This window comes from Anaeromonas gelatinilytica (assembly GCF_016820635.1).
GTDB lineage: Bacteria > Bacillota > Clostridia > Tissierellales > SIT17 > Anaeromonas > Anaeromonas gelatinilytica.
Genome location: NZ_WSFU01000119.1, coordinates 1 through 26,800, shown reverse-complemented (window position 1 = coordinate 26,800; position 26,800 = coordinate 1). Strand labels below are relative to the sequence as shown.

Genomic DNA, 26,800 nt, shown 5'->3' with positions numbered 1-26,800 from the left:
TAAAATAAAAAAAATATTATACTAATTAATATTCAGAATAAAATATCTCATAAAATAAAGTAGGTGTAACAATGATAGAAAGGATAAAATATAAAAATACAATTAATAGAAAAAATATAGTATATATTGATGTTAGAAGTCCAAAGGAGTACAATGAAGATACAATACCAGAAGCAATTAATATTCCAGTACTAGATGATAATGAAAGGGAAAAAATAGGTTATACTTATAATCATATTAGTAAAGAAAAAGCTCAAAGAATGGGCTTGGAATATGCCTCAAAAAAATTAGTTAATTATTATGATAAAGTAAAGGAAATATTAAAAGAAGATAAAGTCGTTATTCTTTTTTGTTATAGAGGAGGTATGAGAAGCACTTCAATTGCTCAAATACTAGATATTATGAATCTTCCAATCTATATAATAGATGGTGGTTATAAAGAGTATAGAAATTTTGTGATTAATCATCTGAAAAATTATAAAAATAAATTCAAATATATTGTTCTTCATGGATATACAGGTGTAGGTAAGACTAAAGCTTTAGTTAATTTACAAAATAAAGGACATGGTATATTAGATTTAGAAAATATGGCTCAAAATAGTGGTTCTGTATTTGGAAATATTTTTTATAACAATCCTTCAAATGGACAGAAAAAATTTGAATCTTTATTATTAGATAAATTTATGAATTTAAAAGAAAAATATATATTTGTAGAAAGTGAAAGTAAAAGAATAGGAAATGCTATAATGCCAGATTTTCTTTATAATGATATACAAAATGGATATCATGTTTTATTAAGTACCCATATAGATAATAGAGTTGATATAATTGCTGAAGATTATTTAAATAATAAATTTAATAATACTGAGCTAGTAATTAATGCAATAAGAAAACTAAAAAAAAGGTTAGGCAAAGAAAATGTTCAAAAATTAGAAGAAGAATTTCTCAAAAATAATTATAAATATGTTATAAAGGAATTGATGTTAAACTATTATGATCCTCTCTATGATTATTCTATAAATAAAATAAATAAATATAATACAAAAATTTATTATGAAGAAGAAAATCAATTAGTAGAAAAATTAATTAATTTTAAAGAAAATATAAAAGGAGAGATAACATAAATGTCAATTAATATAGCAATGATCTCTTTAGGATGTTCTAAAAATCTTGTAGATTCAGAATTAATTATGGGATCATTAAATAATGAAGGATATAAAATAGTAGATGAATTAGATAAAGCTAATATTATAATTGTAAATACTTGTGGTTTTATAGATGCGGCTAAAGAGGAATCTATAAATGCTATTTTAGAAGTAGCAGAATATAAAAAAACTGGAATATGTAATATGCTCATTGTAGCAGGATGTTTAAGTGAAAGATATAAAGATACATTAATTAAGGAAATGCCAGAAATTGACATTGTTATAGGTACAGGGAATATTAATGAAATCTCAAAAATAATTAAAGAATATAAAAATGATAAAATAATAAAAGTAGGAAATATTCATAATGATTATTTAGAGGAAAATCCAAGAATCCCATTAGAACCAGGAATCACATCCTATGTAAAAATAGCTGAAGGATGCAATAATTTCTGCACTTATTGTATTATACCAAAATTAAGGGGGAGATATAGAAGTAGAAAAATAGAATCAATAATAAAAGAATCTAAGGAATTAGTTAAAAGAGGGACTAGAGAAATTATTTTAATAGCTCAAGATACTACAAAATATGGAATTGATATTTATGGAAAATATATGCTTCCTAAATTATTAGATGAATTAAATAAAATAAAAGATTTAAAATGGATTCGAATATTATATATGTATCCTGAAACTTTTTCAAAAACTTTAATTAATAGCATAAAAAATAATGATAAAGTAGTAAATTATGTAGATATACCAATTCAACATATCAGCAATAATATATTAAAAAACATGAATAGAAAAACTGATAAAAAAACAATAACTAATCTAATTAATAATTTAAGAAGTGAAATTCCTAATATTATAATAAGAACTACATTGATTGTAGGATTTCCAGGTGAAACTCAAAAAGATTTTGATGAATTATATGATTTTGTAAATGATGTAAAATTCGATCGTTTAGGTGTATTTACTTATTCTAAAGAAGAAGATACAGCTGCAAGTAAATTTAAAAATCAAATTTCTGATGGAATAAAAGAAGAAAGAAGAGACAAATTAATGCAATTACAACAGCAAATCTCAGAAAAAATAACAAATGAAAAAGTAGGTAATATATATGAGGTAATTGTTGAGGAAAAAATTAATGGAGAAAATTTGTATTTAGGAAGAACATATATGGACTCTCCAGAAATTGACGGGTGTGTATATATATCCTCAGAATATAGTTTAGAAATTAATAGTTTTAAAAATGTGAAAATATTAGAAAGTTATGATTATGATTTGAAGGGGGAAATAATTAATGAATTTAGCAAATAAATTAACTTTATTTAGAATCTTTTTAGTTCCTATTTTTATGATTTTCTTATTAAGTAATATTTCATATGGGCGAATTATAGCTGCTATTATATTTATAGTAGCTGCATTAACTGATATGTTAGATGGACATATAGCTAGAAGTAGAAATTTAATAACTAATTTTGGTAAATTTATGGATCCATTAGCAGATAAAATATTAGTTTCTGCTGCTTTAATATCACTTACTGAAATGGGAGAAATAGCAGCTTGGATGGTTGTAATAATAATATCTAGAGAATTTGCAATAACAGGATTAAGAGTTTTAGCAGCATCTGATGGTATTACAATTGCTGCTAGTAAATGGGGAAAGATTAAAACTATTACACAATTAATTGCACTAACTAGTATATTGATTAATAACTTTCCTTTTAATTATATAAATTTTTCTTTTGATAGAATTATGCTAATTTTAGCAGTAATATTTACTATTATTTCTGGTGTAGATTATATATATAAAAACATTAATTTATTTAAAATACAAAACTAATAGGAGAAATGTAATATGAAGATTACTATCATAAGTGTAGGTGATGAAATATTAGCCGGCGATATTTTAAATACAAATAGTCAATTTATTTCTAAAACATTAAATAAAATAGATATGGATATTTCAAAAATATATACTGTAAAGGATGATATAGACTCTATTATAACTACTACCAATGAAGCATTAAAAGAATCAAATGTAATTATAGTTACAGGAGGATTAGGTCCAACAGAAGATGATAAAACAAGAGAAGCAATTGCTAAAGCTTTAGACTATAAATTAACATTGGATTATAATCTATTAGAAAATTTACAAGAAATATTCCATAAAAAAAATTACATTATGTCTGATAATAATATAAAACAAGCTTATAAAATTGAAAATTCTATAATTATGGAAAATGAGATAGGAACTGCTCCTGGAATGATAATTAATAAAAATGACAAAAAAATTTTTTTATTGCCAGGACCTCCTAAAGAATTACAACCAATGTTTAATAGATATGTATTAGATTATTTAAAAAAATTTTCACATAAAAAAACATTTACTAAAATTATACATACAACTGAAATTGGAGAATCTTTATTAGAAGAAAAAATCAAACCTTATTTTAATAATAAAATAAAGATTGGTATGTATCCTAGAAATGGTATTGTTGATATAAAAATTTCATCTACAACAAATAATTTAAATGAATCTAAAAATAATGTTTATGAATTTTTAAACTCTATTGATATTAGTGAATTTATTTGGGGCTATGATGAAGATACTTTGGAAAGTGTAGTATTTAAATTATTAAAAAAACATAAACTTAAAATTGGATTTTCGGAATCTTTAACTGGTGGATTGATAAGTAGTAATTTTACAAGATTACCTGGAGTATCTAAAGTATTTCCTTTATCTTTAATTACATATAGTAATGAATCAAAGCATAAATTATTGGAAGTAAAAAAAGAAACTTTATATAAATATGGAGCTGTAAGTAAAAAAACGGCTATAGAAATGTCTAGAAACTTAGTGGATAAATATAATTTAGATATTGGAGCATCAGTTACAGGAATTGCTGGTCCTACAGGAGCTACAAAAACTAAACCAATCGGATTGGTATATATAGGGATTGCAGATAAATATAATAGTTTTTCTAAAACTCTTTACTTAAAGGGCAATAGAAAACAAATTCAAGATAGAACATCATTAAATACATTTAATGAAATTCGTAAATTTTTAATAAAATTTTATTAAAGAGTTGACTTAAATAGAAAGCTATTATATAATTTAATTAGAACATTTGTTCGTAGAAAGAAAGGTAGGTGAACCAGTAGTTTTACTGGAATTAAATTATGGAAAAGAAAAAAGCGTTAGAAATGGCTATTAATCAGATTGAAAAACAATTCGGAAAAGGTTCTATTATGATGCTCGGAGAAGAATCTAAATTGAATATTGCTTCTATATCCACGGGCTCATTAGAGTTAGATATTGCTTTAGGTATAGGAGGTCTTCCAAAGGGAAGGATTATTGAAATATTTGGTCCTGAATCTTCAGGTAAAACCACAGTAGCACTCCATGCTATTGCTGAAGCTCAAAAATCAGGAGGTTCAGCAGCATTTGTAGATGCAGAGCATGCTTTAGATCCAGTTTATGCAAGAAAGTTGGGAGTGGATACAGAAAATTTAATTGTATCTCAACCAGATACTGGAGAACAAGGACTGGAGATTGCTGAAGCTTTAGTTAGAAGTGGAGCAATAGATATAATTGTTATTGATTCTGTTGCAGCTTTAGTACCTAAAGCCGAAATTGAAGGTGAAATGGGAGATAGTCATGTAGGTCTTCAAGCTAGACTAATGTCTCAAGCTCTTAGAAAATTAGCAGGAGCCATTAAAAAATCAAATACTATTGCAATTTTTATAAATCAATTAAGAGAAAAAGTTGGAGTTATGTTTGGTAATCCTGAAACTACTCCAGGTGGTAGAGCCTTAAAGTTTTATTCTTCTGTTAGATTAGATGTTAGAAGAATTGAAACCTTGAAACAAGGAGATAATATGATAGGAAATAGAACTAGAGTCAAAGTAGTCAAAAATAAAGTTGCTCCACCTTTTAAGAAAGCAGAATTTGATATAATGTATGGTGAAGGAATATCAAAAGAGGGTAATATATTAGATGTGGCTGCTAATTCTGATATAATTAATAAATCTGGTTCATGGTATAGTTATAAAGATCATAGATTGGGTCAAGGACGAGAAAATGCAAAAGATTTCCTTAAAGAAAATCCAGAAATCACTAAAGAAATAGAAGGAAAAGTTAGAGAATATCATGGATTAACTACAAATAATTCTAAAGAAGATAAAAAAAGTAATAAGGAAGACGATAAAAAATCTAATAAATAAAAAAGACTTCCTTGGAAGTCTTTTTTATTTATTAGATCAATGTTTATGTTATAATTATTATAAAATATTTAAGACTGGAGTGTATGATTTGAAGATACTTTATTTTACAGATACACATATACGAGGAACAACTCCAAAGAACAGAAAAGATAATATTCTAGAAACTTTAGAAAGAAAATTTAATGAAATTGTAAATATAATTAATTTGAAAAATATTGATTTTGTTTTGCATGGAGGAGATATATTTGATAGACCAGATATTTCTCCATCTGTAGTTAGAAAGTTTGCGATGATATTAAATAATATAAAAGTTCCTATTTATGCTATAGCTGGTAATCATGATCTTTATGGTCATAATCCAAATACATTACATAGAACTATGTTGGGATTATTTGATGGTATTGAATTATTAAAACTTATTAATGAAAAAGAAAAAATCATTTTAGAAAAAGATGATATAAAAGTTCAACTTACTGGTGCACCTTATAAATATGGAATAGATTCGGATAGAAATAAAGCTTCATATATAATAAATGAGAAAGATGAAAATGTTAATTATGCTATACACTTAGTTCATGGTATGTTATTAGATAAACCATTTATAAAAGGAATACCTTATACTTTGATAGATGATATTTTAGAAACAAAAGCAGATATTACCTTATGTGGTCATTATCATTCTGGATTTGGAATAAAGGAATTTAATAATAAGTTTTTTATAAATCCAGGTAGTCTTATAAGAATAACAAATAGTTTAAAAGAAATTAAAAGAATACCTAAAGTTTTAATTATAAATATACAAAAAGATATTAAATTAGATTTTTATTATCTTGAATCAGCAAAAAATGGAGAAGAAATATTAGATAGAAGTGTTATTGAAAAAAATATGTTTAAAAATGAAAAAATGATTTATTTCAAACAATCCGTAGAAGCATCACAAGATTTTAATAAATTAGATATAAATCATGTTTTAAATGATTTAAGTATTGCTGATAATATTGATAAAAAAGTAAAATCTGAAGCAATTAAAAGAATTGAGGAAGCTCAAATAGAAATAGGGAAAGAGGATTGATATATGAAATATATAACTAATGTAGAAATAAATAATTTTCAATCCCATAAGAATACCAAGATTGACTTTATAAATGGTCTAAATGTAATAGTAGGACCTTCAGACCAAGGTAAAACTGCGATAATAAGAGCTATAAAATGGGTATTGTATAATGAACCATTAGGTGACTTTTTTATAAGACATGGAGAAAATGAAGTTAGTGTAATTATAACTTTTAATACAGGAGAGAAAGTAAAAAGATTACGTTCAAAAAGTAAAAATATATATGTATATATATGTAAAAATGGTAGTGAAGAAATATATGAAGGATTTGGAACTAATCCTCCAATAGATATTGTTGAAAAACTTAATATAAAAAAAATAAATTTAGATAGTAAAGAATCAAAATCAATAAATATTGGTGAACAATTAGAAGGACCTTTTTTACTTTCACAAAAAAATTCTATAAAAGCAAATGCTATTGGCAGATTAGTAGGAGTTCATGTGGTAGATAAAGCAGTTCAAAATACAATTAAAGATACAAGGAGTCTTACTATTAAAAATAATTCTTTAAAAGATGATATAGATACTTTAGAATTAAAATTATCTAAATATGATTATTTAAAATCTTTAGAAAATAAAATTGTAAAATTAGAAACAATAGAAGAAGCCATTAATTATAAAGAGAATTCTTTATCAAAATTAATTCTTATAAAAAAGAAATATTATAATAATATAAAGGAAATAAAAAAATATAAAGAAATCATATTTAAATTATCTAAAATTGATACTATCATGAAAGATATATTAGATTTAGATAATAAAATTCATAAAGTCAAAAGACTAAATAAATTAAAAATAAAATTATTAGAAACTAAAGAATTAAAAAGTAAAAATACTTATCTTTTAAATAATTTTAAAAACTTATATTATGTTGAAAACTCAATTAATATTCTAGAAGAAAAATTAAATATTAATAAAAGCTTAATTTCTAAATATAATAATTATAATATGCTAACAGCAGAAATTAAAAAAATAAAATCTATTAATTTTAGATTAGATAATATTAATGATTTAAATAATATATATTTAAAAATTGAATATAAATCAAAAAAATTAAATGATTTAATTGTCTATAGTAAAAACTTTAACAAAATAAATTTTAATATTAAAAAAGGCAAAACATATATTAATAAATTTAAATTTATTAATGAAGTTAACTATTTATATAATGAAATATCAGATAAAATAAATAAACTTAATAAATTAAATTTATTGGTTGTTAAATTTAAAAAAATAAATACAGAAATATCTAAAACTACAGAAATATTTAATAATGAGAAATTAAAACATAATCAATTATTGAAAAAATATAAAGAACTACTTGAAAATATTGAAAAATGCCCTTTATGTTTTAATAAAATATCAAACGATGATATGAAAAAAATTATTAATACCTTAAAATAGAAAAGGAGTTTTTAATTATGGAAAAACATGAAAAAGAATTAACCAAATTAAAGGATAATTTAGATAGAGCAAAAAATTTAAAGTATAAATCGGAAGCAAGATTAGAGCAATTAAATAAACAACAAGAGGAATTAATATCTGAATTGAAAGAATATGGTATAGATCCTGATGAATTAGAAAATGAAATAAATAAATTAGAAAATGAAATATCAAATTTATTTAATAAAGCCAAAGAATTACTTCCCATGGATATTTTAAATGAATATTCAAAAAAATAGTTAAATAATTTAGGTGATATTATGAATTTTAATATGGATAATAAAAGAAAACTTAATGAAAATATTAAAGAATTAAGAAGCATATATTCTTTAGAAAATGGAAAAAAACAAGCTATTGAAGAAGAAGTAAATATAAAAAGAGAAAAAATAAAATCTATAGAACAAAATATTGATATTTTAGAAAAAACAAATATTTTATTGCAAAAAACTAGTGAATATGCAAGGGAACAGGCAAAGAAACAAATAGAAGGTTTAGTAACTAATTGTCTTCAATACATATTTGATGAAAATATAGAATTTGAAATAGATATACAAGAAGCATATGGAAAACCTAGTGCAGAATTTTATGTCGTCACAAAATCTGATGAAATAATAAAAACTAAGCCTGAAGAATCTAGAGGTGGAGGCGTTATAGATATTATTTCTTTAGCATTACGAATTGCTTTTCTTCATATTCATAAACCAGAAATTTATGGCCCATTAATATTAGATGAACCTGCAAAACACGTAAGTGAAGATTATATATTTAATGTTTCTGAATTTTTGAAAGAAGTTTCTGAAATGTTTAATAGACAAATAATAATGGTTACTCATAATAATCATTTAGCTTCTATAGCTGATATTTCATATAGAGTTGAATTAAATAATATAACTAGTAAAGTAAGTAAAATTCAAGAATAAATGCCATGTAAACTATTACCAACATATCCTTAATTCACTTGACATATATGTTGAAAAATATTAAAATAAAGTCGGGTGATAGTAAATCATTATCTATAATAAAAAAATTCTACAGCTTAGAATTAGCATAATGTAGAGATATCTAAGCCGAGGGTACTCGGTTTATATTTTTATTATGATTTATTTAAATAGTCCATTGATAAAAAATGAAACGAAACTTGAAAAATTAATAGTAAAGGAGGTGCTTCCAATTTTAGACGGAATAATCCCAGTATTTATAGCAATTATTACACTAATAATAGGTGTTTTTATTGGTATATATATAAGAAAAGTGATTGCTGAAGGAAAGATTAGAACTGCTGAAGAAGAAGCTAAAAGAATAATTCAAGAGGGTATAAAAGAAGCTGAAACTTCTAAAAAAGAATATCTAATTGAAGGAAAAGAAGAAGTTCACAAAATGAGAAACGAAGTTGAGAAAGAAAATCGCGAAAGAAGAAATGAATTACAAAAACTTGAAAGAAGGTTAATCCACAAAGAAGAATCACTAGATAGAAAAAATGATACATTAGAAAAACGAGAAGATTCATTAAATAAGAAAGTAAAAAATATAGAAAATAAGGAAAAGAAAGTTAATGATCTATATCAAAAACAGATTAATGAATTAGAAAGACTTTCTGGGTTAACTAGTGAACAAGCTAAAAATTTATTGCTTAATGACATAAGAAAAGAAATTAATCATGAAGCAGCAATAATGATTAAAGAAATAGAAAATAAGGCTAAATTAGAAGCAGAAAAGAAATCAAGAGAAATTTTATCTTATGCAATACAAAAATGTGCTGCTGATCATGTAGCTGAAACGACTGTATCTGTAGTTTCTTTACCGAATGATGAAATGAAAGGGAGAATTATTGGTAGAGAAGGAAGAAATATAAGAACTCTCGAAACCCTTACTGGAATAGATCTTATTATTGATGATACCCCTGAAGCTGTAATCTTATCTGGATTTGATCCTATAAGAAGAGAAACAGCTAGAATTGCATTAGAAAAACTTATTTCTGATGGTAGAATACATCCTGCTAGAATTGAAGAAATGGTTGAAAAAGCAAAAAAAGAAGTAGATAATCATATTAGGGAAGTAGGAGAACAAGCTACTTTTGATACGGGTATTCACGGACTTCATTCAGAAATAATTAAATTATTAGGTAGATTAAAATATAGAACAAGTTATGGACAGAATGTATTGAAACATTCAATTGAAGTATCTCATTTAGCAGGTATTATTGCATCAGAAATAGGAGCAGATGTAAGAATAGCAAAAAGAGCTGGATTACTTCATGATATTGGAAAGGCTGTAGATCATGAGGTGGAAGGTCCACATGTTGCTATAGGAGTAGATATATTAAAACGCTATAAAGAAAATAAAGATGTTATTCATGCAGTAGAAGCTCATCACGATGATGTAGAGCCAACTACAATAGAAGCTATATTAGTACAAGCAGCTGATGCGATATCAGCAGCTAGACCTGGTGCTAGAAGAGAAACATTAGAATCTTATATTAAGCGACTAGAAAAATTAGAAGAAATAGCAAATTCTTTTGAAGGTGTAGAAAAATCCTATGCAATTCAAGCAGGTAGAGAAGTTAGAATAATAGTAGATTCAAATCTTATAAGTGACTTAGATATTATTCATATTTCTAGAGATATAGTTAAAAGAATAGAAAGTGAACTTGATTATCCGGGACAGATCAAAGTCAATGTTATTCGAGAAACTAGATCTATAGAATATGCCACATAATAAATTTTAAAAAGAAGATAATTTTTAAAATTATCTTCTTTTTTAGTATCCATAATTTACTTTATTAATGTGTTTTTTTCAAATAATTAAATATTCTAAAAAATTTCCAATAAATAAAGGATTTCTTATAATTTTGTAGAATACTTACTATAAATCCAAGTATAAAATTATTAAAGGGGGCAAAATAATGGATATATTAAAAGTATCAGCAAAATCAAATCCAAATTCTGTAGCAGGAGCATTAGCAGGTGTATTAAGAGAAAAAGGGTCAGCAGAGATACAAGCTATAGGTGCAGGGGCATTAAATCAAGCAGTAAAAGCAGTAGCTATTGCTAGAGGGTTTGTAGCTCCTAGTGGTGTAGATTTAATTTGTATACCTGCATTTACAGATATTCAAATTGACGGTGAAGAAAGAACCGCTATTAAATTAATTGTAGAACCTAGATAAATAAAAGAATCTGCTTTAAAGCAGATTCTTTTATTTATCTAGTAAATCTATTTGTAATTTATATAAAAGATTGGTTATAATAGTTATGAATATATTTTATTTTGGAGGACAAAAATGAAAAAGGCAGATTTACATATTCATACTACGGCATCTGATGGAAAATATTCTCCTTCTGATATTGTTAATTTAGCTATTAGAGAAAATTTAAATTTAATTGCTATTACTGATCATGATACAATAGAAGGAATAGATGAGGCAATAAATAAAAGTAAGATATATGATGATTTTACAGTTATACCTGGAATAGAATTAAGTACAATATATAACGATAACGAAGTTCATTTGTTGGGTTATTTTATAGATTATAAAAATAAAGATTTAATAAATTTATTGAAAAAGATAAAAGAATATAGATATAATAGAGCTAAAAAAATAGTGAATAAATTGCAAAATTTAAATATTAATATTACTTTTAATGAAGTATTAAAAGAATTAAAGGGTGAAAATATAGGAAGACCTCATATAGCTAGAGTATTGGTAAATAAAGGTTATACAGAGAATATTTCTGAAGCATTTAATGAATATATTGGAAAAGGTAAAAAAGCTTTTGTAGATAGATACAGATTAAGCTTTAAAAAAGGAATAGAAATAATTCATAAATGTAATGGTATTGCTGTTCTTGCTCATCCATTCTTATTAGATGTTAATATTAATCATTTAATTGATAATTTCAGTGTTGATGGCATAGAAGTATATCATTCTAAACATTCAAAAGAGATTTCTAATAAGTATTTAAATCTAGCTAAAAGTAAAAATTTATATATTACAGGAGGATCTGATTTTCATGGAGATAAGTCTGAAGATTCACCAAATATAGGTGATTCTTATATTGAATTTAATTCTTTAAAAGAATTATTATATAAATTTAAATATAAATAAATTCTGAAGGTGATAAAATGATAAAAACAAGAAATCGACAATTTCCCACTAAAATAAGTACTACATCATTTGTTAAATTATACATACTACATTTATTAAGAGAAAAGAGTTATTATGGTAATGAAATAATTGATGAGATAAAAAAAAGATTGAAGGGAAAATGGGAACCATCTCCTGGTATGATTTATCCTTTATTAAGAGAATTTGAAGAAGAAAATTATATTAAAGGATGGTGGGAGGAACCTGACAAACGTTCCATAAGACATTATAAATTAACAGAAGAAGGATACAAACACTATATGAAAATAAAATTACTATATAAAGATAATTTTATAGATTCATTAACTATAGTTGAATGTATTTTAGAAGATGTATATAAAGAAAATTAAAATTTATTAATCATTAATTTTCTTGAAGGATTCATTATATATTTATAGAATATTAAAGATATCAATAAAAAATGGAGGTAAAGGTATATTATGAAATTAAAATTATCAAATAAAATTTCAAATATTTCACCATCTGTAACTTTGGAAATTACAGCAAAAGCAAAACAAATGAAAGCTAATGGAATTGATGTTATAGGTTTTGGTGCTGGAGAGCCAGATTTTAAAACTCCTGAAAATATTAGAAGAGCAGGTGTACAAGCTATAGAAGAAGGAAAAACTGGTTATACTTCAGCTTCAGGAATTAATGAATTAAAACAAGCTGTTTGTGATAAATTTAAAAGAGACAATGATTTAAATTATAATTTAGAAAATATAATAATATCAAGTGGAGCTAAACATTCATTATTTAATGCTCTTTCAGCTATATTAAATCCAGGTGATGAAGTTATAATTCCTGTTCCTTATTGGGTTAGTTATCCAGAGTTAGTAAAATTAGCCGATGGTATTCCTATAGAAGTAAAGACTTTAGAAAAAAATGATTTTAAATACTCAATAGATGATTTAAATAATGCTTTAACAAATTCGACTAAGGCAATAATATTAAATAGTCCAAGTAATCCAACTGGAACTGCTTATACAAAAAAAGAACTGGAAAACATAGCTAAATGGGCTGTAGATAATAAAATTTTTGTTATTTCTGATGAAATTTATGAAAAATTAATTTATGATGATAATGAACATGTAAGCATAGCTTCATTAAATGATAAAATTAAAGAACAAACAATTATTATAAATGGTATGTCTAAAGCCTACGCAATGACTGGATGGAGGATTGGATATACTGCAGCTCATAAAGATATTATTAAATTAATGAGTAATCTTCAAAGTCACTCAACTTCAAACCCTACATCTATTTCTCAATATGCTAGTCTTGAAGGATTAAATGGGAATGAAACTGCTATTAATGAAATGATTAAACATTTTATTGAAAGAAGAAACTATATGGTAGATAAGATTAATTCTATAGATGATTTGTCATGTAAAAAGTCAAAAGGGGCTTTCTATGTAATGGCAAATATATCTAAACTTAAAGGAAGAGTAATTCATGGCAAGAAAATAGAAAGCTCAGTTGATTTAGCTAATAAACTATTAGATGAAGCTCATGTAGCTGTTGTACCAGGTATAGCATTTGGAGATGATGATTATATGAGACTCTCTTATGCTACTTCTCTTGAAAACATAAAAGAAGGTTTAAACAGGATAGAAGAATATATAAAATAAATATAAAGGGGATGTAATTAATGCATCTCCTACAATTATTTCAAAAGGAAGTGATTAATTATGAAAACAGAATATGAAAACCCATTAATAACTAGATATTCAAGTAAGGAAATTTCTGAAATTTTTTCTCCAGATTATAAATTCATTACTTGGAGAAAACTATGGATTGCTTTGGCAGAGTCTGAAAAAGAATTAGGTCTAAATATTTCTGAAGAACAAATAGAGGAATTAAAATCAAATATAAATAATATTGATTATAAAAAAGCAAAAGAAATGGAAAAAAAATTTAGACATGATGTAATGGCTCATGTTCATACATATGGGGAACAATGTCCTAAAGCTAAAGGGATAATTCATTTAGGAGCAACTAGTGCTTTTGTAGGTGATAATACTGATGTAATAGTTATGAAAGAGGCTTCTATATTAATTAAAAACAAACTTATAAATCTTATAGATAAAATGTCTAAGTTTTGTTTAAAATATAAATCTTTACCTACACTAGGTTATACTCATTTCCAACCTGCACAAATGACAACAGTAGGAAAAAGAGCTTCTTTATGGTTATATGATATTTATTTGGATTATAATAAACTAATATTCGAAATTGATAATATTAAATTTAGAGGTGTTAAAGGTACTACTGGAACTCAGGCTAGTTTTTTAAATTTATTTAATGAAGATAGCAATAAAGTTGTGAAATTAGATAAATTAGTAGCTCAAAAAATGGGTTTTGATAATATTCATCCATTATCTGGGCAAACATATACTAGAAAACAAGATTTTGATATATTAGCATCATTAAGTAGTATTGCACAATCTTTGCACAAAATTACTAATGATATAAGATTATTACAACATTTAAAAGAAATAGAGGAACCTTTTAATAAAGATCAAATAGGATCATCCGCTATGGCTTATAAAAGAAATCCTATGAGATCTGAACGAATATCTTCTTTAGCTAAATATATCATATCTAATTTAATGAATCCGGCATTGATATATTCTACTCAATGGTTTGAAAGAACATTAGATGATTCTGCTAATAGAAGATTATCTATAGCTCAAGGGTTTATGGCATGTGATGCAATATTAAATATAGCTACAAATATATTTGAGGACTTAGTAGTATATGAAAATGTAATTAAAACTAATATAGATAAAGAATTACCTTTTATGGCTACAGAAAATATTTTAATGGAATCTGTTAAAAAAGGTGGAGATAGGCAAGTATTACACGAAAAAATAAGATTGCTATCAATGGAAGCAGCTAAAGAAGTGAAAGAATTTGGAATGAAAAATAACTTAATTGATAAGATAAAAAACTCAAATAAATTTCCATTATCTGATAATGAAATCGATAATATAATAAACCCTAAAAATTTCATAGGAAGATCTGAAGAACAAGTAGAAGAATTTATTAATGAATATATAAGTCCAATATTGAAAAATAATAAAGAAGTTTTAGGAGTAAATATAGAATTGAAAGTTTGATATATGAAATAACCCCATAGGTTTACATAATATTATTATGTAAACCTACTAGTAACATTAAAAATTTTTATAATTTACTACCAATATGATTTCAGAAATATTTTCATATGTTTCTTGAAACTCTTTTATGTAATCTTAACGAATCCTTCATTTTCTTATAAATAGTATAAATCATTGTCTTAGAAAGGGAATAGTTTTCTTAAATCTGTAAATCCAAAATATATTTTCATGAAAAAACTTCATTTCACAGCAAAAGCTTTTATAATCAAGTATAAGAAAGATTAATGTCTGAATATGTAAATACATATAAATATCGATTACGACTCCTTAAAATCCAATTTAACAAGCCTGATTTTGACAAATATAAAAATCATAAGGAATATTTAAAAATAAAATTATATATTAATATGAAGTAATGTTTAAGCATAAAAAGTAAAATTAAGTATAAAAATCATTCGATTTATTAAACAGATGATTAAAATAAAGAAAATATCTATAAAAAAGAATGTATTTTCTTTATTTTTTTGTCACAAAATAATAATTTTGTGACAAAAACCATCAAAAATGATATAATATCAATATATTTTGTTAAGGAGTGATAATTATGCATGATATACCTATTTTCTTAGAAGATTTTCTAAATTATCTAGACACAATTAAAGGTAAATCAAAGAATACAATACGGGAATATTATTATGATCTTAGAACTTTTTTAAGATATTTAAAAATCAGATATAGATTAGTTCCTAATGATATTGAATTCGATGAAATTGATGTTTCAGATTTTGATTCTAATATAATGAAAAAAGTTACTTTACAAGATTTATTTTCATATATATCATTTGTAGATAAACAAAGAAATAATTCTAGTACAACTAGAGCTCGAAAAGTTGCAAGCATAAAATCTTTTTTTAGATATTTACATAGTATAGTAAATTTAATAGATGAAAATCCAGCTGTGAATTTGGAAACACCTAAATTATCATCAAAACACCCCTCTTATTTAACTTTAAATGAATCATTAGAACTACTCAATAATATTAAAGGTCAATATCCCGAAAGAGACTATGCAATATTAATGCTTTTTTTAAATTGCGGATTAAGGATATCAGAATTAGTAAGTATTGATATTGATAGAATAAAAGATGACACATTAACAGTTACGGGTAAAGGTGATAAAGAACGTACTATATATTTGAATGAATCTTGCATATATGCAATAAATGAATATTTAAAAATAAGACCAAAAAGTAATATTAAAGATCCTAAAGCTTTATTTTTAAGTAAACGAAAGAACAGATTAAGTGTAAGAGCTGTACAACATTTAGTTAAAAAACATTTAGGTGAAGCTGGCCTTGATACAGAAAAAATATCTACACATAAATTACGCCACACAGCCGCTACCCTAATGTATAAACATGGAAATGTTGATATAAGAGCACTTCAACAAATATTAGGTCACACTAGTGTATCCACTACTCAAATTTATACTCACTTAGATGATGATAAATTAAGACAAGCAGTTAAAAGTAATCCTTTATCAAAAAATACCAAGAAATAATTACTTTCTTGGTATTTTTATCATATCTCCCGGTCTTATGTATTGACCTTCTAAACCATTTAATTTTTCTATCTTAAATACAATTTTTCTAATATCTTCTTCGTATGGATTATTTTTTTTAGCTATATTCCAAATCGTATCTCCTTCTCTAACAAAAATTTCATTATAATCTTGATAATCTTGAAAAATATTCGTTTTTGCAATTACTCTATTTAGTAAACCACTAAACAAAAAAGTTAATAATATTATTATAATTGTCAGAAATATAGTAAATCTAGATTTATTAACTATAACTATATTATTTTTTCTCATTTTTCAACCTCCCGAACATTAGTTCTTTTCATTGATTAAATTATATCAGAACGAATGTTCTTTTGTCAAGAGAAAAACGAACGAGTGTTTGATTTATTTTGAAAATTATGTTATACTATTTTAAAATAACTATTGTGGGGTGCTACATATGTATGAAGACTTATCAAAAAAACAGTACAATATATTAAATTTTATAAAAAAAGAAATTGAGACAAAAGGATATCCACCATCAGTAAGAGAAGTATGTAAAGCAGTAGGACTTAAATCTACTTCAACTGTTCACGGACATTTATCTAGACTAGAAAAAAAGGGTTATATTAGAAGAGATGCTACAAAACCAAGAGCTATAGAAGTCTTAGATGGTAGAAATGATAATATATTCAGTAGAAAAGAGATTACAGAAGTACCTATTATAGGTAAAGTTACTGCTGGTATTCCAATATTAGCAAATGAAAATATTGAAGATACTTTTCCATTACCTGTAGATCTTGTTAATAACGATACTGTTTTTATGCTTTCTGTAGTTGGAGAATCTATGAAGGATGCAGGTATATTAGATGGAGATTATGTTTTAGTAAAGCAACAAAACATTGCAAAAAATGGTGATATTGTAGTTGCATTAATTGAAGATGAAGCTACTATAAAAAGATTCTATAAAGAGAAAGATTATATTAGGTTACAACCAGAAAATCCAGACATGGATCCAATTATAGTTAAAGATGTAATTATTTTAGGGAAAATAAAAGGAGTATTTAGAACAATAGACTAAGATATTATCTTAGTCTATTGTTCTAAATTAATCCTTTATTTTTAAAATCAGATAACACCTGCATAAGAGCATGTTTGCCATGATAATAATTTAGCCCTCCTTGAAGATATACAATGTAAGGTTCTCTAATAGGTGCATCTGCACTTAATTCTATTGATGAACCCTCAATAAATGCTCCAGAAGCCATTATGACTGGTTCATTATAACCAGGCATATCCCAAGGTTCTGGTATTACATGAGAATCTACCGGAGATGAGGCCTGAATGGATTGACAAAAACTAATTACTTTATTTTTATTCTTCATTTTAATTGCTTGAATTATATCACTTCTTTTATCACTAATTTTAGGTATTACTTCATAGCCTAATTCAGTAAAAATTTTAGCGGTAAGTAATGCAATTTTTAAAGATTCAGCTACAATATGTGGAGCTAAAAATAATCCTTGTAATGTTCTCCTTGTTGTCCCAAATGTCAAACCACATTCTTTTCCTATACCTGGTGCAGTACTCCTATTTGATATTCTTTTTATTAAATTCTTCTTACCAACAATATATCCTCCGGTTAAAGCTAATCCACCTCCTGGATTCTTGATTAATGAACCTGCCATAATGTCTGCTCCTACTTCAGTAGGTTCCTTTATATCAACAAATTCTCCATAACAATTATCCACCATACATATTATATCTTTACTGATTTTTTTTATTTCTTTAATAGTTTCTTCTATCTCTTTAATAGTTAAAGCTTTTCTAAAACTATATCCAGTAGATCTTTGAATAAGAATCATTTTTGTTTTATCAGATATTTTAGAAAGAAGGTTTTCAATATCAATTCTATCACTTAATAATGGAATTTCCTTATAATTTATCCCCTGTTCTAATAATGTACCATCTTCATTCCCCTCTTTCCCTATCACCTTTAATAATGTATCATATGGAGCTCCAGCAGCTGATATAAGTTCATCACCAGGTAATAGAATACCAAACAATACTAAAGATAAAGCATGTGTTCCAGAAACAATTGTAGGTCTTACTAGTGCATCCTCTGTTTTAAATATATTTGCATATATTTTTTCTGTCTTTTCTCTACCTATATCTCCATATCCATATCCAGTTGTCCAATTAAAAGTTGTAGAATCTAATTTTTCTTTTTGCATTGCATTTAATACTTTTAATTGATTATATTCACTTACCTTTTCAATTTCTTCAAATTTTAAATTAACATCTTCTTCTGATTTAAATACTAATTCTAAAATATCTTCATCTATTCCGTTTTGTTTACATAATAAATTTATGGTTGACTTAATCATTTTTCCACCTCTTGTATTTTTAATTATAGTCGATATTTTATTATCCTAAAAAATCAACATTTTTTGAAGGTGTTATTGTTGAAATAGCATGTTTATATATCATATTTTGTTTTTCTCCGCTTTCTAAAACTATTATGTAGTTATCAAAACCTTTTACAAAACCCTTTAATTGAAATCCATTCATTAAATAAATCGTAATAGAAATTTTTTCTTTCCTAACTTTATTTAGAAACGTATCTTGCAAATTAATATTTTTTGTCATAGTTTTACCTCCTCATATATTTAAATCATTTTCTATAATAGATACAATTTTACTAATAATATCACTTTTATTTTTATATTCCTCTATATTAATCCATTTAATTCTATTATCTCTTCTAAACCAAGTAAGCTGTCTTTTAGCAAATCTTCTAGTATCTCTTTTAAGTAACTCTACAGCATCATTAAGTGATATTTCTCCATTAATGTAACTTATAATCTCTTTATATCCTAATCCTTGCATAGATACAAGATTTTTATGATAACCCATATCTAATAAGCCTTTAACTTCTTTAACTAAACCTTTATCTATCATTAAATCTACTCTACTATTAATTCTTTTATAAAGTTTTTTTCTGTCCATAGTTATTCCAAAAATAATGAAATTAAAATCAGGGTTAGGTTCTCTAAATTTATTATAACTTTCACTCATAGGTTTTCCTGTATCATAAAAGACTTCTAAAGCTCTTACAATTCTTTTAGTATCATTTTCATGAATCCTTATATATGATTTTTTATCAACTTCTTTTAATAATTCATGAATATACTTGTTTCCCTTTTCTTTAGCTAATTTATTAAAATTATATCTTAATTTAGAATTAGATACAGTTTTAGTAAAATCTAAATTATATACTAATGAATTTATATATAAACCAGTTCCTCCTACAACAATTGGAAATTTATTTTTATTGTATATTTTAGAGATATAATTATAAGCTAATTTTTTAAATTCAGATACGGTAAACTTTTCATCTGGATATATTTCATCTATTAAATAATGTGGTATTCCCTGCATTTCGTCATTAGTAACTTTTGCAGTTCCTATATCCATATATTTATATATTTGCATTGAATCTGCTGATATTATTTCTCCAGCAATTTTTCTAGCTATATCTATAGATATAGCTGTTTTTCCTGCTGCAGTAGGTCCTACAATAAGTATTAGATCTTTTTTCATAAAATCATCCTTATTATTGAATTCTTTTAAACATTTTTTCTAATTCATATTTTGTAATTTTAATAGTTATAGGTCTTCCATGAGGACAAGTAAAAGGATTATTACAATTTTTTAAATCAGAAATTAATTTATTAATCTCAATTTTTCCAATGTAATCTCCTGCTTTAATTGCATTTGTACAAGACATTTTCATGATCTTTTCCACTTTTAACTCATACCTATTATTTATTTCATTATTTAAATTATCAAGTATTTCAATAAATAATTTATGACCATCAGGTACTCCAAAGACCATAGGAACTCCTCTTAAAATAATAGTATTTGATCCAAATTCATCAATATCAAATCCTAATTTTCTGAATAATTGAATATTATTCAATACTAATTGATATTCCTGATGATTTAAATCAAGATTTTCACTAATTAATAAAGGTTGAATTATAACTTCTTCTTCTTCGTATTGTTTTCTGAATTTTTCATACATAACTCTTTCATGCGCTGCATGTTGATCTATCATATATAATGAATTTAATTCTTTATCTTCACCAATTATATAAGTATCAAAAACTCTACCTAATATATTTAAATCGGGAAAAATTTCTTTATTGTTGCTAGGATTGTTACTAGAAATTTCATTTTCTTTTTTATTTTTTATATTAAGCTCATTATGACCATTATAATCATTGTCATTAGATATATAATTATTTTCATAAACCTTATCTACATCTACAGTTTGACTCAAAGATTCATTGTATTTATTATTAGATAAATCCATTTCTTTATTATCAATACTACTAGTTGACACAGTCTTTGTAGTATTGATAATATCTATTATATTTTCTTGTTTATCTTGATTATTTTCCTTTGATAAGTTTATTTTGGGAACTAAATTTTCACCAAGTAATTTTTTTCTAATAATTTCTTTTATTTTATTTATTACTTTAGTTTCATTTTCAATCTTTATCTCTATTTTAGAAGGATGTACATTTACATCTATATCTTGAGGATTTAAATCAAGGTATAAAAACACTACTGGGTATCTATTAATTGTAATTAAAGAACTATAAGCATCTTCTACGGCTTTTGATAATATTAAGCTATTTACATACCTCTTATTAACAAAAAATAATTCGTTATTTCTATTACCCCTTGTTAATGATGGTTTAGATATATATCCTTGAATTTTAAAATCATCATTATTTTGAAAATTAATATCTATTAAGGATTCTATATATTCTTTACCATATATACTATAAATAGTTGATTTAATATCTCCATTCCCAGGTGTCTTAAGTATACTTCTATTGTCTTTAATATAATTGAAAGAAATATCAGGATTACACATAGCTAATTTATTTATTATATCACTAATTTTAGCTGATTCTGATCCATCAGATTTTAAGAATTTTTTTCTAACTGGAGTATTATAAAAAACATTTTTTACAATAATAGTTGTTCCTTTTGGAGCTCCTGTATCCAATTCTCGCTTTAATATTCCACCATGAATTTCAATAGATTTACCTACATCATTATCATCAGTTTTTGTTATTAATTCAACCATAGAAATTGATGAAATACTTGCTAAAGCTTCTCCTCTAAAACCTAAAGATAATATATTTGATAAATCATTAGAACTAGATATTTTACTAGTAGAATGTCTTAAAAAAGCTAATTGGACATCTTCTGGATTTATTCCTTTTCCATTATCTGTTATTCTAATATAACTTTTACCACCATTTTTAATTTCAATAGTAATGCTAGTAGATTCCGCATCAATAGAATTTTCTATAAGCTCTTTAACGATAGAAGCTGGTCTTTCAATTACTTCACCAGCCGCTATCTTATTAATAGTATTATCATCTAATATTTTAATTTTATTATTCATATAATCACCTAAATTTCTTTTGTCTTTTTAATTAATTTATTTAAAATATTCATTGATTCAAGAGGAGTTATATTAATAAGATCAATTTCCTGTATAATTTTAACTATTTCATCTTTCTTATAACTAAATATATTTATTTGATCATCTTTAGCTCCTAAAATTTCTTCATCCTTATTATAAGTACGATTTTTAAAATCAATATCATTATTTATATCTTTCATTTCAAGTTCTGATAGTATAGTTTTAGCTCTTGAAATAACTTCAGATGGTACTCCAGCTAAATTTGCTACTTCTATACCATAACTTTTATCAGCTTCTCCTCTTACTACCTTTCTTAAAAATATAATGTCATCACCATCTTCTTTTACAGTTATTTTATAATTTTTTAAACCGTTTATTACACCTTCTAATTCTGTCAACTCATGATAATGAGTTGAAAATAAAGTTTTTGCACCTATCTTGTTTTTATCACTAATATATTCAATAACTGCCCACGCTATACTTAACCCGTCATAAGTACTTGTACCTCTTCCAATTTCATCAAGTATTATTAAACTGTTTGAAGTACTATTATTAAGAATATTAGCAACCTCATTCATTTCAACCATAAAAGTACTTTGACCTTGTGATAAATCATCACTAGCTCCTACCCTTGTAAAAATCCTATCTACTAAAGAAATATTAGCATATTCAGCTGGAACAAAACTTCCTATTTGAGCCATCAAGTTTATAATTGCTACCTGTCTCATATAAGTAGATTTACCTGCCATATTAGGACCAGTAATTATATTTAACCTGTTATTTTCAGTGTCTAATATTGTATTATTAGGTATAAACATTTCTTCATCTAAGACTTTTTCAACTACTGGATGTCTTCCATTTTTTATATCTATTAAACCATTATTATTAATATTGGGTTTAATATAATTATTTTTATATGCTACTTGAGCTAAAGAATTTATAGCATCGATATTAGAAATTATTTTTGCGGTATTTTGAATCCTTTCTATTTCATTTCTTATCTCATTTCTTATCTCATTAAAAATTTTATATTCTAATATTGTACTTTTATCTTCCGCTCCTAAAATTTTTGATTCCATTTCTTTTAATTCAGGAGTTATATATCTCTCTGAATTTGATAACGTTTGTTTTCTAATATAATCATCAGGTACTAAATCTAAATTAGATTTAGTTATCTCTATATAATATCCAAAGACTTTATTAAAACCTACTTTTAAAGACTTAATACTCGTTCTATTTTTTTCAGAATTCTCTAATTTAGAAAGCCATTGTTTACCTTCTTTAGATGCAGTTATTAATTCATCCAAATCCTTATTGTATCCTTGCTTTATTATTCCACCTTCTTTTATAGTAATAGGAGGATCATTAATTATTGAGTTTTCTATAAGCTCATGAACATCTATTAACAAATCAATATTTTTTGATAGTTTTTTAAGATAAAACGAATTTAATTCTCCTAATATTTCTTTCAATTCAGGTAATATTTTTATAGAATTCTTAAGGGCAATTAAATCTCTAGCATTACAATTACCATAAGATATTTTACCAACAAGTCTCTCTATATCATATACTTCTTTTAATATTTCTTTTATATCATCCATTATAACAATATTATCTATTAAAACCTCTACGCCATTTAATCTTTCATTAATTAGCTTTTTATCTAATAAAGGTTCTTCTATCCATTTTTTTATCATTCTTGCTCCCATTGCAGTAGATGTTTTATCTAATACCCATAATAAAGAACCTTTTTTTGTTTTATCTCTTATTGTTTCAGTAATTTCTAAATTTGTTCTAGTATTTATATCTAAAATCATATAATTATCAATATTATATTTCGATATATTATTAATATGTGCTAATGATATCTTTTGTGTTTCCTCTAAATATTCTAATAAAGCACTAATACTATTAATAGAAAAATCCAACTTTTCTATACCATATCCTTTAAGGTTTAAAACATTAAAATGATTTTTAATTATTTTTTCACTTTCATTAGTATTAAATACCCATTCCGGAGATTTGTTAACAGTAGAATTGAATCTATTTTCAATTGTTTTCCTAATTTTTGAGTCATATATATCTTTATTTACTATTATCTCTTTAGGCTTTATTTTAGCTAACTCATCCATTAAAGTATTTATTAATTTATTTATATCTTTTTCATTTTTTTCAGTAGTATAAAGCTCACCAGTAGTTATATCTACATATGAAATTCCTATACCTTTATCATTTAAATAAATACTAACTAAATAATTATTTCTCTTCTCATCTAACATTTTAGAATCAATTACTGTTCCTGGAGTAACTATTCTAATTATATCCCTTTTAACAATACCTTTTGACAACTGAGGATCTTCTACCTGCTCACATATAGCTACTTTATATCCCTTTGAAATCAATTTTCCAATATATCCATCTGCAGAGTGGTATGGAACACCACACATAGGAGCCTTTTCTTTCAAACCGCATTCTCTTCCAGTTAAAGTAATTTCTAACTCTTTTGATGCAATCAGTGCATCATCAAAAAACATCTCATAAAAATCTCCTAAACGAAAAAATAAAATAGAACCTTTATTTTCATTTTTTATTTTCATATATTGTTCCATCATAGGTGTTAATTTACCCATATTAATTCCTCCTGATAAAGCATTATTTAAAGTAAATAGACTAAGAAATATTTCTTAGTCTATTTATTACATTTTTTGCTACAATTAGTACAACCAGATCTATTATTAATACCTGTATAATACTCAAGTATATTATTAATATTTTCCATGATCTTTTCTATCTTGCTCTTAGCTATATTATATTCTCTATAATTTTCATTTTCTATTAATTTTTGTTTTAGATTTTCAATTTCTAACTTTAAATTATTAATATTTTCTGTTTTTCTTTCTATTATCAATTGATTTAATTTTTTACTTTTTACTTGTATTTTATTTTGCAAATTTATAGCATCTTGATCTTTATGAAAGTTTTCTTCCTTTTGCAAATAATCTTTTAATATTTCAGATTCTTGAATAGATTGTCCTAAATCTCTAGCCATATCTAATATATTATTCAACTATCTCACCTTCCAAGGTCCACGTTTTAGCATCTGTAACCCTTACATTAACTATTTCACTTATTAATTCTTTATTTCCTTTAAAATGAATCAATCTATTAGTATCAGTTCTACCAGATAATTTAGTATCATCATTTTTACTTATATCCTCTACTAATACTTTAAATTCTCTATTAATTAACTCCTTATTTCGTTTAAGACTAATAGGATGTAATGTATCTAATAATCTTTGGAATCGTTCATGCTTTATTTCATCTGGAACTTGTTCAGACATTTTCGCTGCAGGAGTTCCTTCCCTCACTGAATATAAAAATGTAAAAGCTGAATCAAAATTAGACTTTCTTACAACATCTAAAGTTTCTTCAAAATCTTCTTTGGTTTCTCCAGGAAAGCCTACAATTATATCTGTAGTAAGAGATACATCTGGGATTTCTTTTCTTATCTTTTTTACTAAATCTAAATATTTTTCTTTAGTATACTTTCTATTCATTATTTTAAGTATTTTATTACTTCCAGCTTGAAAAGGTAAATGAAGATGATTACAAACTTTATCACAATTTTTTATAGCATCAATTAATTCATCAGATAAATCCTTAGGATGAGATGTCATAAATCTAATTCTTTCTAATTCTTCTATTTCATTTAACATATAAAGCAATTGAGCAAATGTAACTTGATTTTCTAAAGTTTTACCATAAGAATTAACATTTTGACCTAATAATGTGATTTCTTTATATCCCTCTTTACTAAGTTTTATAGCTTCTGCTAAAATATCTTCTGGATTTCTACTTTTTTCTCTTCCTCTAGTATAAGGAACTATACAATAAGAACAAAAATTATTACATCCATACATTATATTAATGAAAGCTTTAAAATCATATTTGCGTTTCGTTGGAATATTTTCGACGATATCTGGACTATCATTCCATACATCTATCAACATATTTCTTTTTTGATCATAGCTTTCTAATAATTCCGGAAGTTTATGAAAATTATGAGTTCCAAATATTAAATCTACATGAGAATATTTTTCTTTAATAATAGATCTAACCTCTTCTTTTTGCATCATACATCCACATACTGCTATTATTAAATCTGGATTTTTTCTTTTTAATCCTTTTAACTCTCCAAGATTTCCATAAACTTTTAATTCTGCATTTTCTCTTACTAAGCACGTATTATATATAATTAAATTGGCACTTTCTTTATTATCTGTAGATATATATCCTAGGGAATTTAATATTCCTTCAATTTTTTCTGAATCATGTTCATTCATCTGACAACCCCATGTGGTTATTAGATATTTTTTGTTCATACATATTCCTCCTAAATACTTCTTTATCTATAGTATCCAATTATCCTATATTATAACAAAAATAATGAAAAAATAGAAGTAAATAAATAATTTATCAGAGATTTCGCATCAAATTTCCAGTAAAAAATTTAATTTTACTTAAATTGTACTTGA

General features: G+C 24.9%; 25 protein-coding genes. 17 read left to right on the top strand and 8 right to left on the bottom strand.

What is annotated here, in order from left to right; translation table 11 throughout:
* The first annotated feature begins 71 nt into the window (after positions 1-71).
* The 16 genes from mnmH to GOQ29_RS10170 all read left to right on the top strand — a co-directional run bounded on the left by mnmH (position 72) and on the right by GOQ29_RS10170 (position 16,756).
* Positions 72-1,124, top strand: coding sequence for a tRNA 2-selenouridine(34) synthase MnmH (mnmH, locus tag GOQ29_RS10245; protein WP_203372558.1), 1,053 nt, complete (start codon positions 72-74; stop codon positions 1,122-1,124).
* Complete coding sequence (rimO, locus tag GOQ29_RS10240; RefSeq protein WP_203372557.1) at positions 1,125-2,465, top strand: 30S ribosomal protein S12 methylthiotransferase RimO; 1,341 nt, start codon at positions 1,125-1,127, stop codon at positions 2,463-2,465.
* Complete coding sequence (gene pgsA, locus GOQ29_RS10235; RefSeq protein WP_203372556.1) at positions 2,449-2,991, top strand: CDP-diacylglycerol--glycerol-3-phosphate 3-phosphatidyltransferase; 543 nt, start codon at positions 2,449-2,451, stop codon at positions 2,989-2,991. Before rimO ends, pgsA begins: the two co-directional genes overlap by 17 nt.
* 15 nt (positions 2,992-3,006) lie before the next feature.
* Positions 3,007-4,233, top strand: coding sequence for a competence/damage-inducible protein A (locus tag GOQ29_RS10230; protein WP_203372555.1), 1,227 nt, complete (start codon positions 3,007-3,009; stop codon positions 4,231-4,233).
* A 98-nt stretch (positions 4,234-4,331) separates the two neighbouring features.
* The gene (recA, locus tag GOQ29_RS10225; RefSeq protein ID WP_203372554.1) at positions 4,332-5,375 is read left to right on the top strand and encodes a recombinase RecA; all 1,044 of its coding nucleotides are present in this window, start codon (positions 4,332-4,334) and stop codon (positions 5,373-5,375) included.
* 79 nt (positions 5,376-5,454) lie between these two features.
* Positions 5,455-6,447 (top strand): metallophosphoesterase family protein, encoded by a 993-nt coding sequence (locus GOQ29_RS10220; RefSeq protein WP_350446010.1) that lies wholly within the window; start codon positions 5,455-5,457, stop codon positions 6,445-6,447.
* A 3-nt stretch (positions 6,448-6,450) separates the two neighbouring features.
* Positions 6,451-7,893, top strand: a complete 1,443-nt coding sequence (locus GOQ29_RS10215; RefSeq protein ID WP_203372552.1) for an AAA family ATPase — start codon at positions 6,451-6,453, stop codon at positions 7,891-7,893.
* Positions 7,894-7,910: 17 nt separating this feature from the next.
* Complete coding sequence (locus tag GOQ29_RS10210; RefSeq protein WP_203372551.1) at positions 7,911-8,171, top strand: hypothetical protein; 261 nt, start codon at positions 7,911-7,913, stop codon at positions 8,169-8,171.
* 21 nt (positions 8,172-8,192) lie between these two features.
* On the top strand, positions 8,193-8,852 hold the full coding sequence (locus GOQ29_RS10205; RefSeq protein ID WP_252187591.1) for a DNA repair protein RecN: 660 nt from the start codon (positions 8,193-8,195) through the stop codon (positions 8,850-8,852).
* A 175-nt stretch (positions 8,853-9,027) separates the two neighbouring features.
* The gene (rny, locus tag GOQ29_RS10200; protein WP_203372550.1) at positions 9,028-10,647 is read left to right on the top strand and encodes a ribonuclease Y; all 1,620 of its coding nucleotides are present in this window, start codon (positions 9,028-9,030) and stop codon (positions 10,645-10,647) included.
* 187 nt (positions 10,648-10,834) lie between these two features.
* Positions 10,835-11,095, top strand: a complete 261-nt coding sequence (spoVS, locus tag GOQ29_RS10195; RefSeq protein ID WP_203372549.1) for a stage V sporulation protein S — start codon at positions 10,835-10,837, stop codon at positions 11,093-11,095.
* Between the two features lie 114 nt (positions 11,096-11,209).
* Positions 11,210-12,034 carry a PHP domain-containing protein gene (locus GOQ29_RS10190; protein WP_203372548.1) on the top strand — a complete coding sequence of 275 codons (825 nt, stop codon included), beginning with the start codon at positions 11,210-11,212 and terminating at the stop codon, positions 12,032-12,034.
* 17 nt (positions 12,035-12,051) lie between these two features.
* Entirely contained in the window at positions 12,052-12,423 is a 372-nt protein-coding gene (locus GOQ29_RS10185; RefSeq protein WP_203372547.1) for a PadR family transcriptional regulator, read from the top strand.
* A gap of 90 nt (positions 12,424-12,513) precedes the next feature.
* Complete coding sequence (locus GOQ29_RS10180) at positions 12,514-13,704, top strand: pyridoxal phosphate-dependent aminotransferase (RefSeq protein ID WP_203372546.1); 1,191 nt, start codon at positions 12,514-12,516, stop codon at positions 13,702-13,704.
* 60 nt (positions 13,705-13,764) lie between these two features.
* Positions 13,765-15,195 (top strand): adenylosuccinate lyase, encoded by a 1,431-nt coding sequence (gene purB, locus GOQ29_RS10175; RefSeq protein ID WP_203372545.1) that lies wholly within the window; start codon positions 13,765-13,767, stop codon positions 15,193-15,195.
* A 604-nt stretch (positions 15,196-15,799) separates the two neighbouring features.
* A complete protein-coding gene (locus tag GOQ29_RS10170) occupies positions 15,800-16,756 on the top strand; it encodes a tyrosine recombinase XerC (protein ID WP_203372544.1) in 957 nt (318 codons plus the stop codon).
* Here GOQ29_RS10170 and GOQ29_RS10165 read toward each other — a convergent pair whose 3' ends face one another.
* Complete coding sequence (locus GOQ29_RS10165) at positions 16,757-17,068, bottom strand: LysM peptidoglycan-binding domain-containing protein (RefSeq protein WP_203372543.1); 312 nt, start codon at positions 17,066-17,068, stop codon at positions 16,757-16,759.
* A gap of 148 nt (positions 17,069-17,216) precedes the next feature.
* Here GOQ29_RS10165 and lexA point away from each other — a divergent pair, with 148 nt between their 5' ends.
* Positions 17,217-17,837, top strand: a complete 621-nt coding sequence (gene lexA / locus GOQ29_RS10160) for a transcriptional repressor LexA (RefSeq protein ID WP_203372542.1) — start codon at positions 17,217-17,219, stop codon at positions 17,835-17,837.
* Positions 17,838-17,859: 22 nt separating this feature from the next.
* On the opposite strand, the gene GOQ29_RS10155 is transcribed toward lexA, so the two are convergent.
* From GOQ29_RS10155 to miaB, 7 genes are read right to left on the bottom strand one after another with little or no spacing between them, the layout of a single operon-like run.
* The gene (locus tag GOQ29_RS10155; RefSeq protein ID WP_203372541.1) at positions 17,860-19,143 is read right to left on the bottom strand and encodes a methionine gamma-lyase family protein; all 1,284 of its coding nucleotides are present in this window, start codon (positions 19,141-19,143) and stop codon (positions 17,860-17,862) included.
* A 40-nt stretch (positions 19,144-19,183) separates the two neighbouring features.
* Positions 19,184-19,405, bottom strand: a complete 222-nt coding sequence (hfq, locus tag GOQ29_RS10150; protein ID WP_203372540.1) for an RNA chaperone Hfq — start codon at positions 19,403-19,405, stop codon at positions 19,184-19,186.
* Positions 19,406-19,417: 12 nt separating this feature from the next.
* Positions 19,418-20,359: a tRNA (adenosine(37)-N6)-dimethylallyltransferase MiaA gene (gene miaA / locus GOQ29_RS10145; RefSeq protein ID WP_203372539.1), complete on the bottom strand. Its 942-nt coding sequence runs from the start codon at positions 20,357-20,359 to the stop codon at positions 19,418-19,420.
* Positions 20,360-20,372: 13 nt separating this feature from the next.
* Entirely contained in the window at positions 20,373-22,244 is a 1,872-nt protein-coding gene (mutL, locus tag GOQ29_RS10140) for a DNA mismatch repair endonuclease MutL (RefSeq protein WP_203372538.1), read from the bottom strand.
* Positions 22,245-22,252: 8 nt separating this feature from the next.
* On the bottom strand, positions 22,253-24,895 hold the full coding sequence (gene mutS / locus GOQ29_RS10135; protein ID WP_203372537.1) for a DNA mismatch repair protein MutS: 2,643 nt from the start codon (positions 24,893-24,895) through the stop codon (positions 22,253-22,255).
* A gap of 59 nt (positions 24,896-24,954) precedes the next feature.
* On the bottom strand, positions 24,955-25,332 hold the full coding sequence (locus GOQ29_RS10130; RefSeq protein ID WP_203372536.1) for a YlbF/YmcA family competence regulator: 378 nt from the start codon (positions 25,330-25,332) through the stop codon (positions 24,955-24,957).
* The gene (miaB, locus tag GOQ29_RS10125; RefSeq protein ID WP_203372535.1) at positions 25,325-26,647 is read right to left on the bottom strand and encodes a tRNA (N6-isopentenyl adenosine(37)-C2)-methylthiotransferase MiaB; all 1,323 of its coding nucleotides are present in this window, start codon (positions 26,645-26,647) and stop codon (positions 25,325-25,327) included. The genes GOQ29_RS10130 and miaB overlap by 8 nt, the downstream gene beginning before the upstream one ends.
* Positions 26,648-26,800: the final 153 nt, after the last annotated feature.

What these genes read in the sequence shown, in the direction of transcription:
- mnmH (WP_203372558.1), top strand. Translation starts at nt 72, where the DNA reads ATGATAGAAAGGATAAAATATAAAAATACAATTAATAGAAAAAATATA.
- rimO (WP_203372557.1), top strand. Translation starts at nt 1,125, where the DNA reads ATGTCAATTAATATAGCAATGATCTCTTTAGGATGTTCTAAAAATCTT.
- pgsA (WP_203372556.1), top strand. Translation starts at nt 2,449, where the DNA reads ATGAATTTAGCAAATAAATTAACTTTATTTAGAATCTTTTTAGTTCCT.
- GOQ29_RS10230 (WP_203372555.1), top strand. Translation starts at nt 3,007, where the DNA reads ATGAAGATTACTATCATAAGTGTAGGTGATGAAATATTAGCCGGCGAT.
- recA (WP_203372554.1), top strand. Translation starts at nt 4,332, where the DNA reads ATGGAAAAGAAAAAAGCGTTAGAAATGGCTATTAATCAGATTGAAAAA.
- GOQ29_RS10215 (WP_203372552.1), top strand. Translation starts at nt 6,451, where the DNA reads ATGAAATATATAACTAATGTAGAAATAAATAATTTTCAATCCCATAAG.
- GOQ29_RS10210 (WP_203372551.1), top strand. Translation starts at nt 7,911, where the DNA reads ATGGAAAAACATGAAAAAGAATTAACCAAATTAAAGGATAATTTAGAT.
- GOQ29_RS10205 (WP_252187591.1), top strand. Translation starts at nt 8,193, where the DNA reads ATGAATTTTAATATGGATAATAAAAGAAAACTTAATGAAAATATTAAA.
- rny (WP_203372550.1), top strand. Translation starts at nt 9,028, where the DNA reads ATGATTTATTTAAATAGTCCATTGATAAAAAATGAAACGAAACTTGAA.
- spoVS (WP_203372549.1), top strand. Translation starts at nt 10,835, where the DNA reads ATGGATATATTAAAAGTATCAGCAAAATCAAATCCAAATTCTGTAGCA.
- GOQ29_RS10190 (WP_203372548.1), top strand. Translation starts at nt 11,210, where the DNA reads ATGAAAAAGGCAGATTTACATATTCATACTACGGCATCTGATGGAAAA.
- GOQ29_RS10185 (WP_203372547.1), top strand. Translation starts at nt 12,052, where the DNA reads ATGATAAAAACAAGAAATCGACAATTTCCCACTAAAATAAGTACTACA.
- GOQ29_RS10180 (WP_203372546.1), top strand. Translation starts at nt 12,514, where the DNA reads ATGAAATTAAAATTATCAAATAAAATTTCAAATATTTCACCATCTGTA.
- purB (WP_203372545.1), top strand. Translation starts at nt 13,765, where the DNA reads ATGAAAACAGAATATGAAAACCCATTAATAACTAGATATTCAAGTAAG.
- GOQ29_RS10170 (WP_203372544.1), top strand. Translation starts at nt 15,800, where the DNA reads ATGCATGATATACCTATTTTCTTAGAAGATTTTCTAAATTATCTAGAC.
- GOQ29_RS10165 (WP_203372543.1), bottom strand. Translation starts at nt 17,068, where the DNA reads ATGAGAAAAAATAATATAGTTATAGTTAATAAATCTAGATTTACTATA.
- lexA (WP_203372542.1), top strand. Translation starts at nt 17,217, where the DNA reads ATGTATGAAGACTTATCAAAAAAACAGTACAATATATTAAATTTTATA.
- GOQ29_RS10155 (WP_203372541.1), bottom strand. Translation starts at nt 19,143, where the DNA reads ATGATTAAGTCAACCATAAATTTATTATGTAAACAAAACGGAATAGAT.
- hfq (WP_203372540.1), bottom strand. Translation starts at nt 19,405, where the DNA reads ATGACAAAAAATATTAATTTGCAAGATACGTTTCTAAATAAAGTTAGG.
- miaA (WP_203372539.1), bottom strand. Translation starts at nt 20,359, where the DNA reads ATGAAAAAAGATCTAATACTTATTGTAGGACCTACTGCAGCAGGAAAA.
- mutL (WP_203372538.1), bottom strand. Translation starts at nt 22,244, where the DNA reads ATGAATAATAAAATTAAAATATTAGATGATAATACTATTAATAAGATA.
- mutS (WP_203372537.1), bottom strand. Translation starts at nt 24,895, where the DNA reads ATGGGTAAATTAACACCTATGATGGAACAATATATGAAAATAAAAAAT.
- miaB (WP_203372535.1), bottom strand. Translation starts at nt 26,647, where the DNA reads ATGAACAAAAAATATCTAATAACCACATGGGGTTGTCAGATGAATGAA.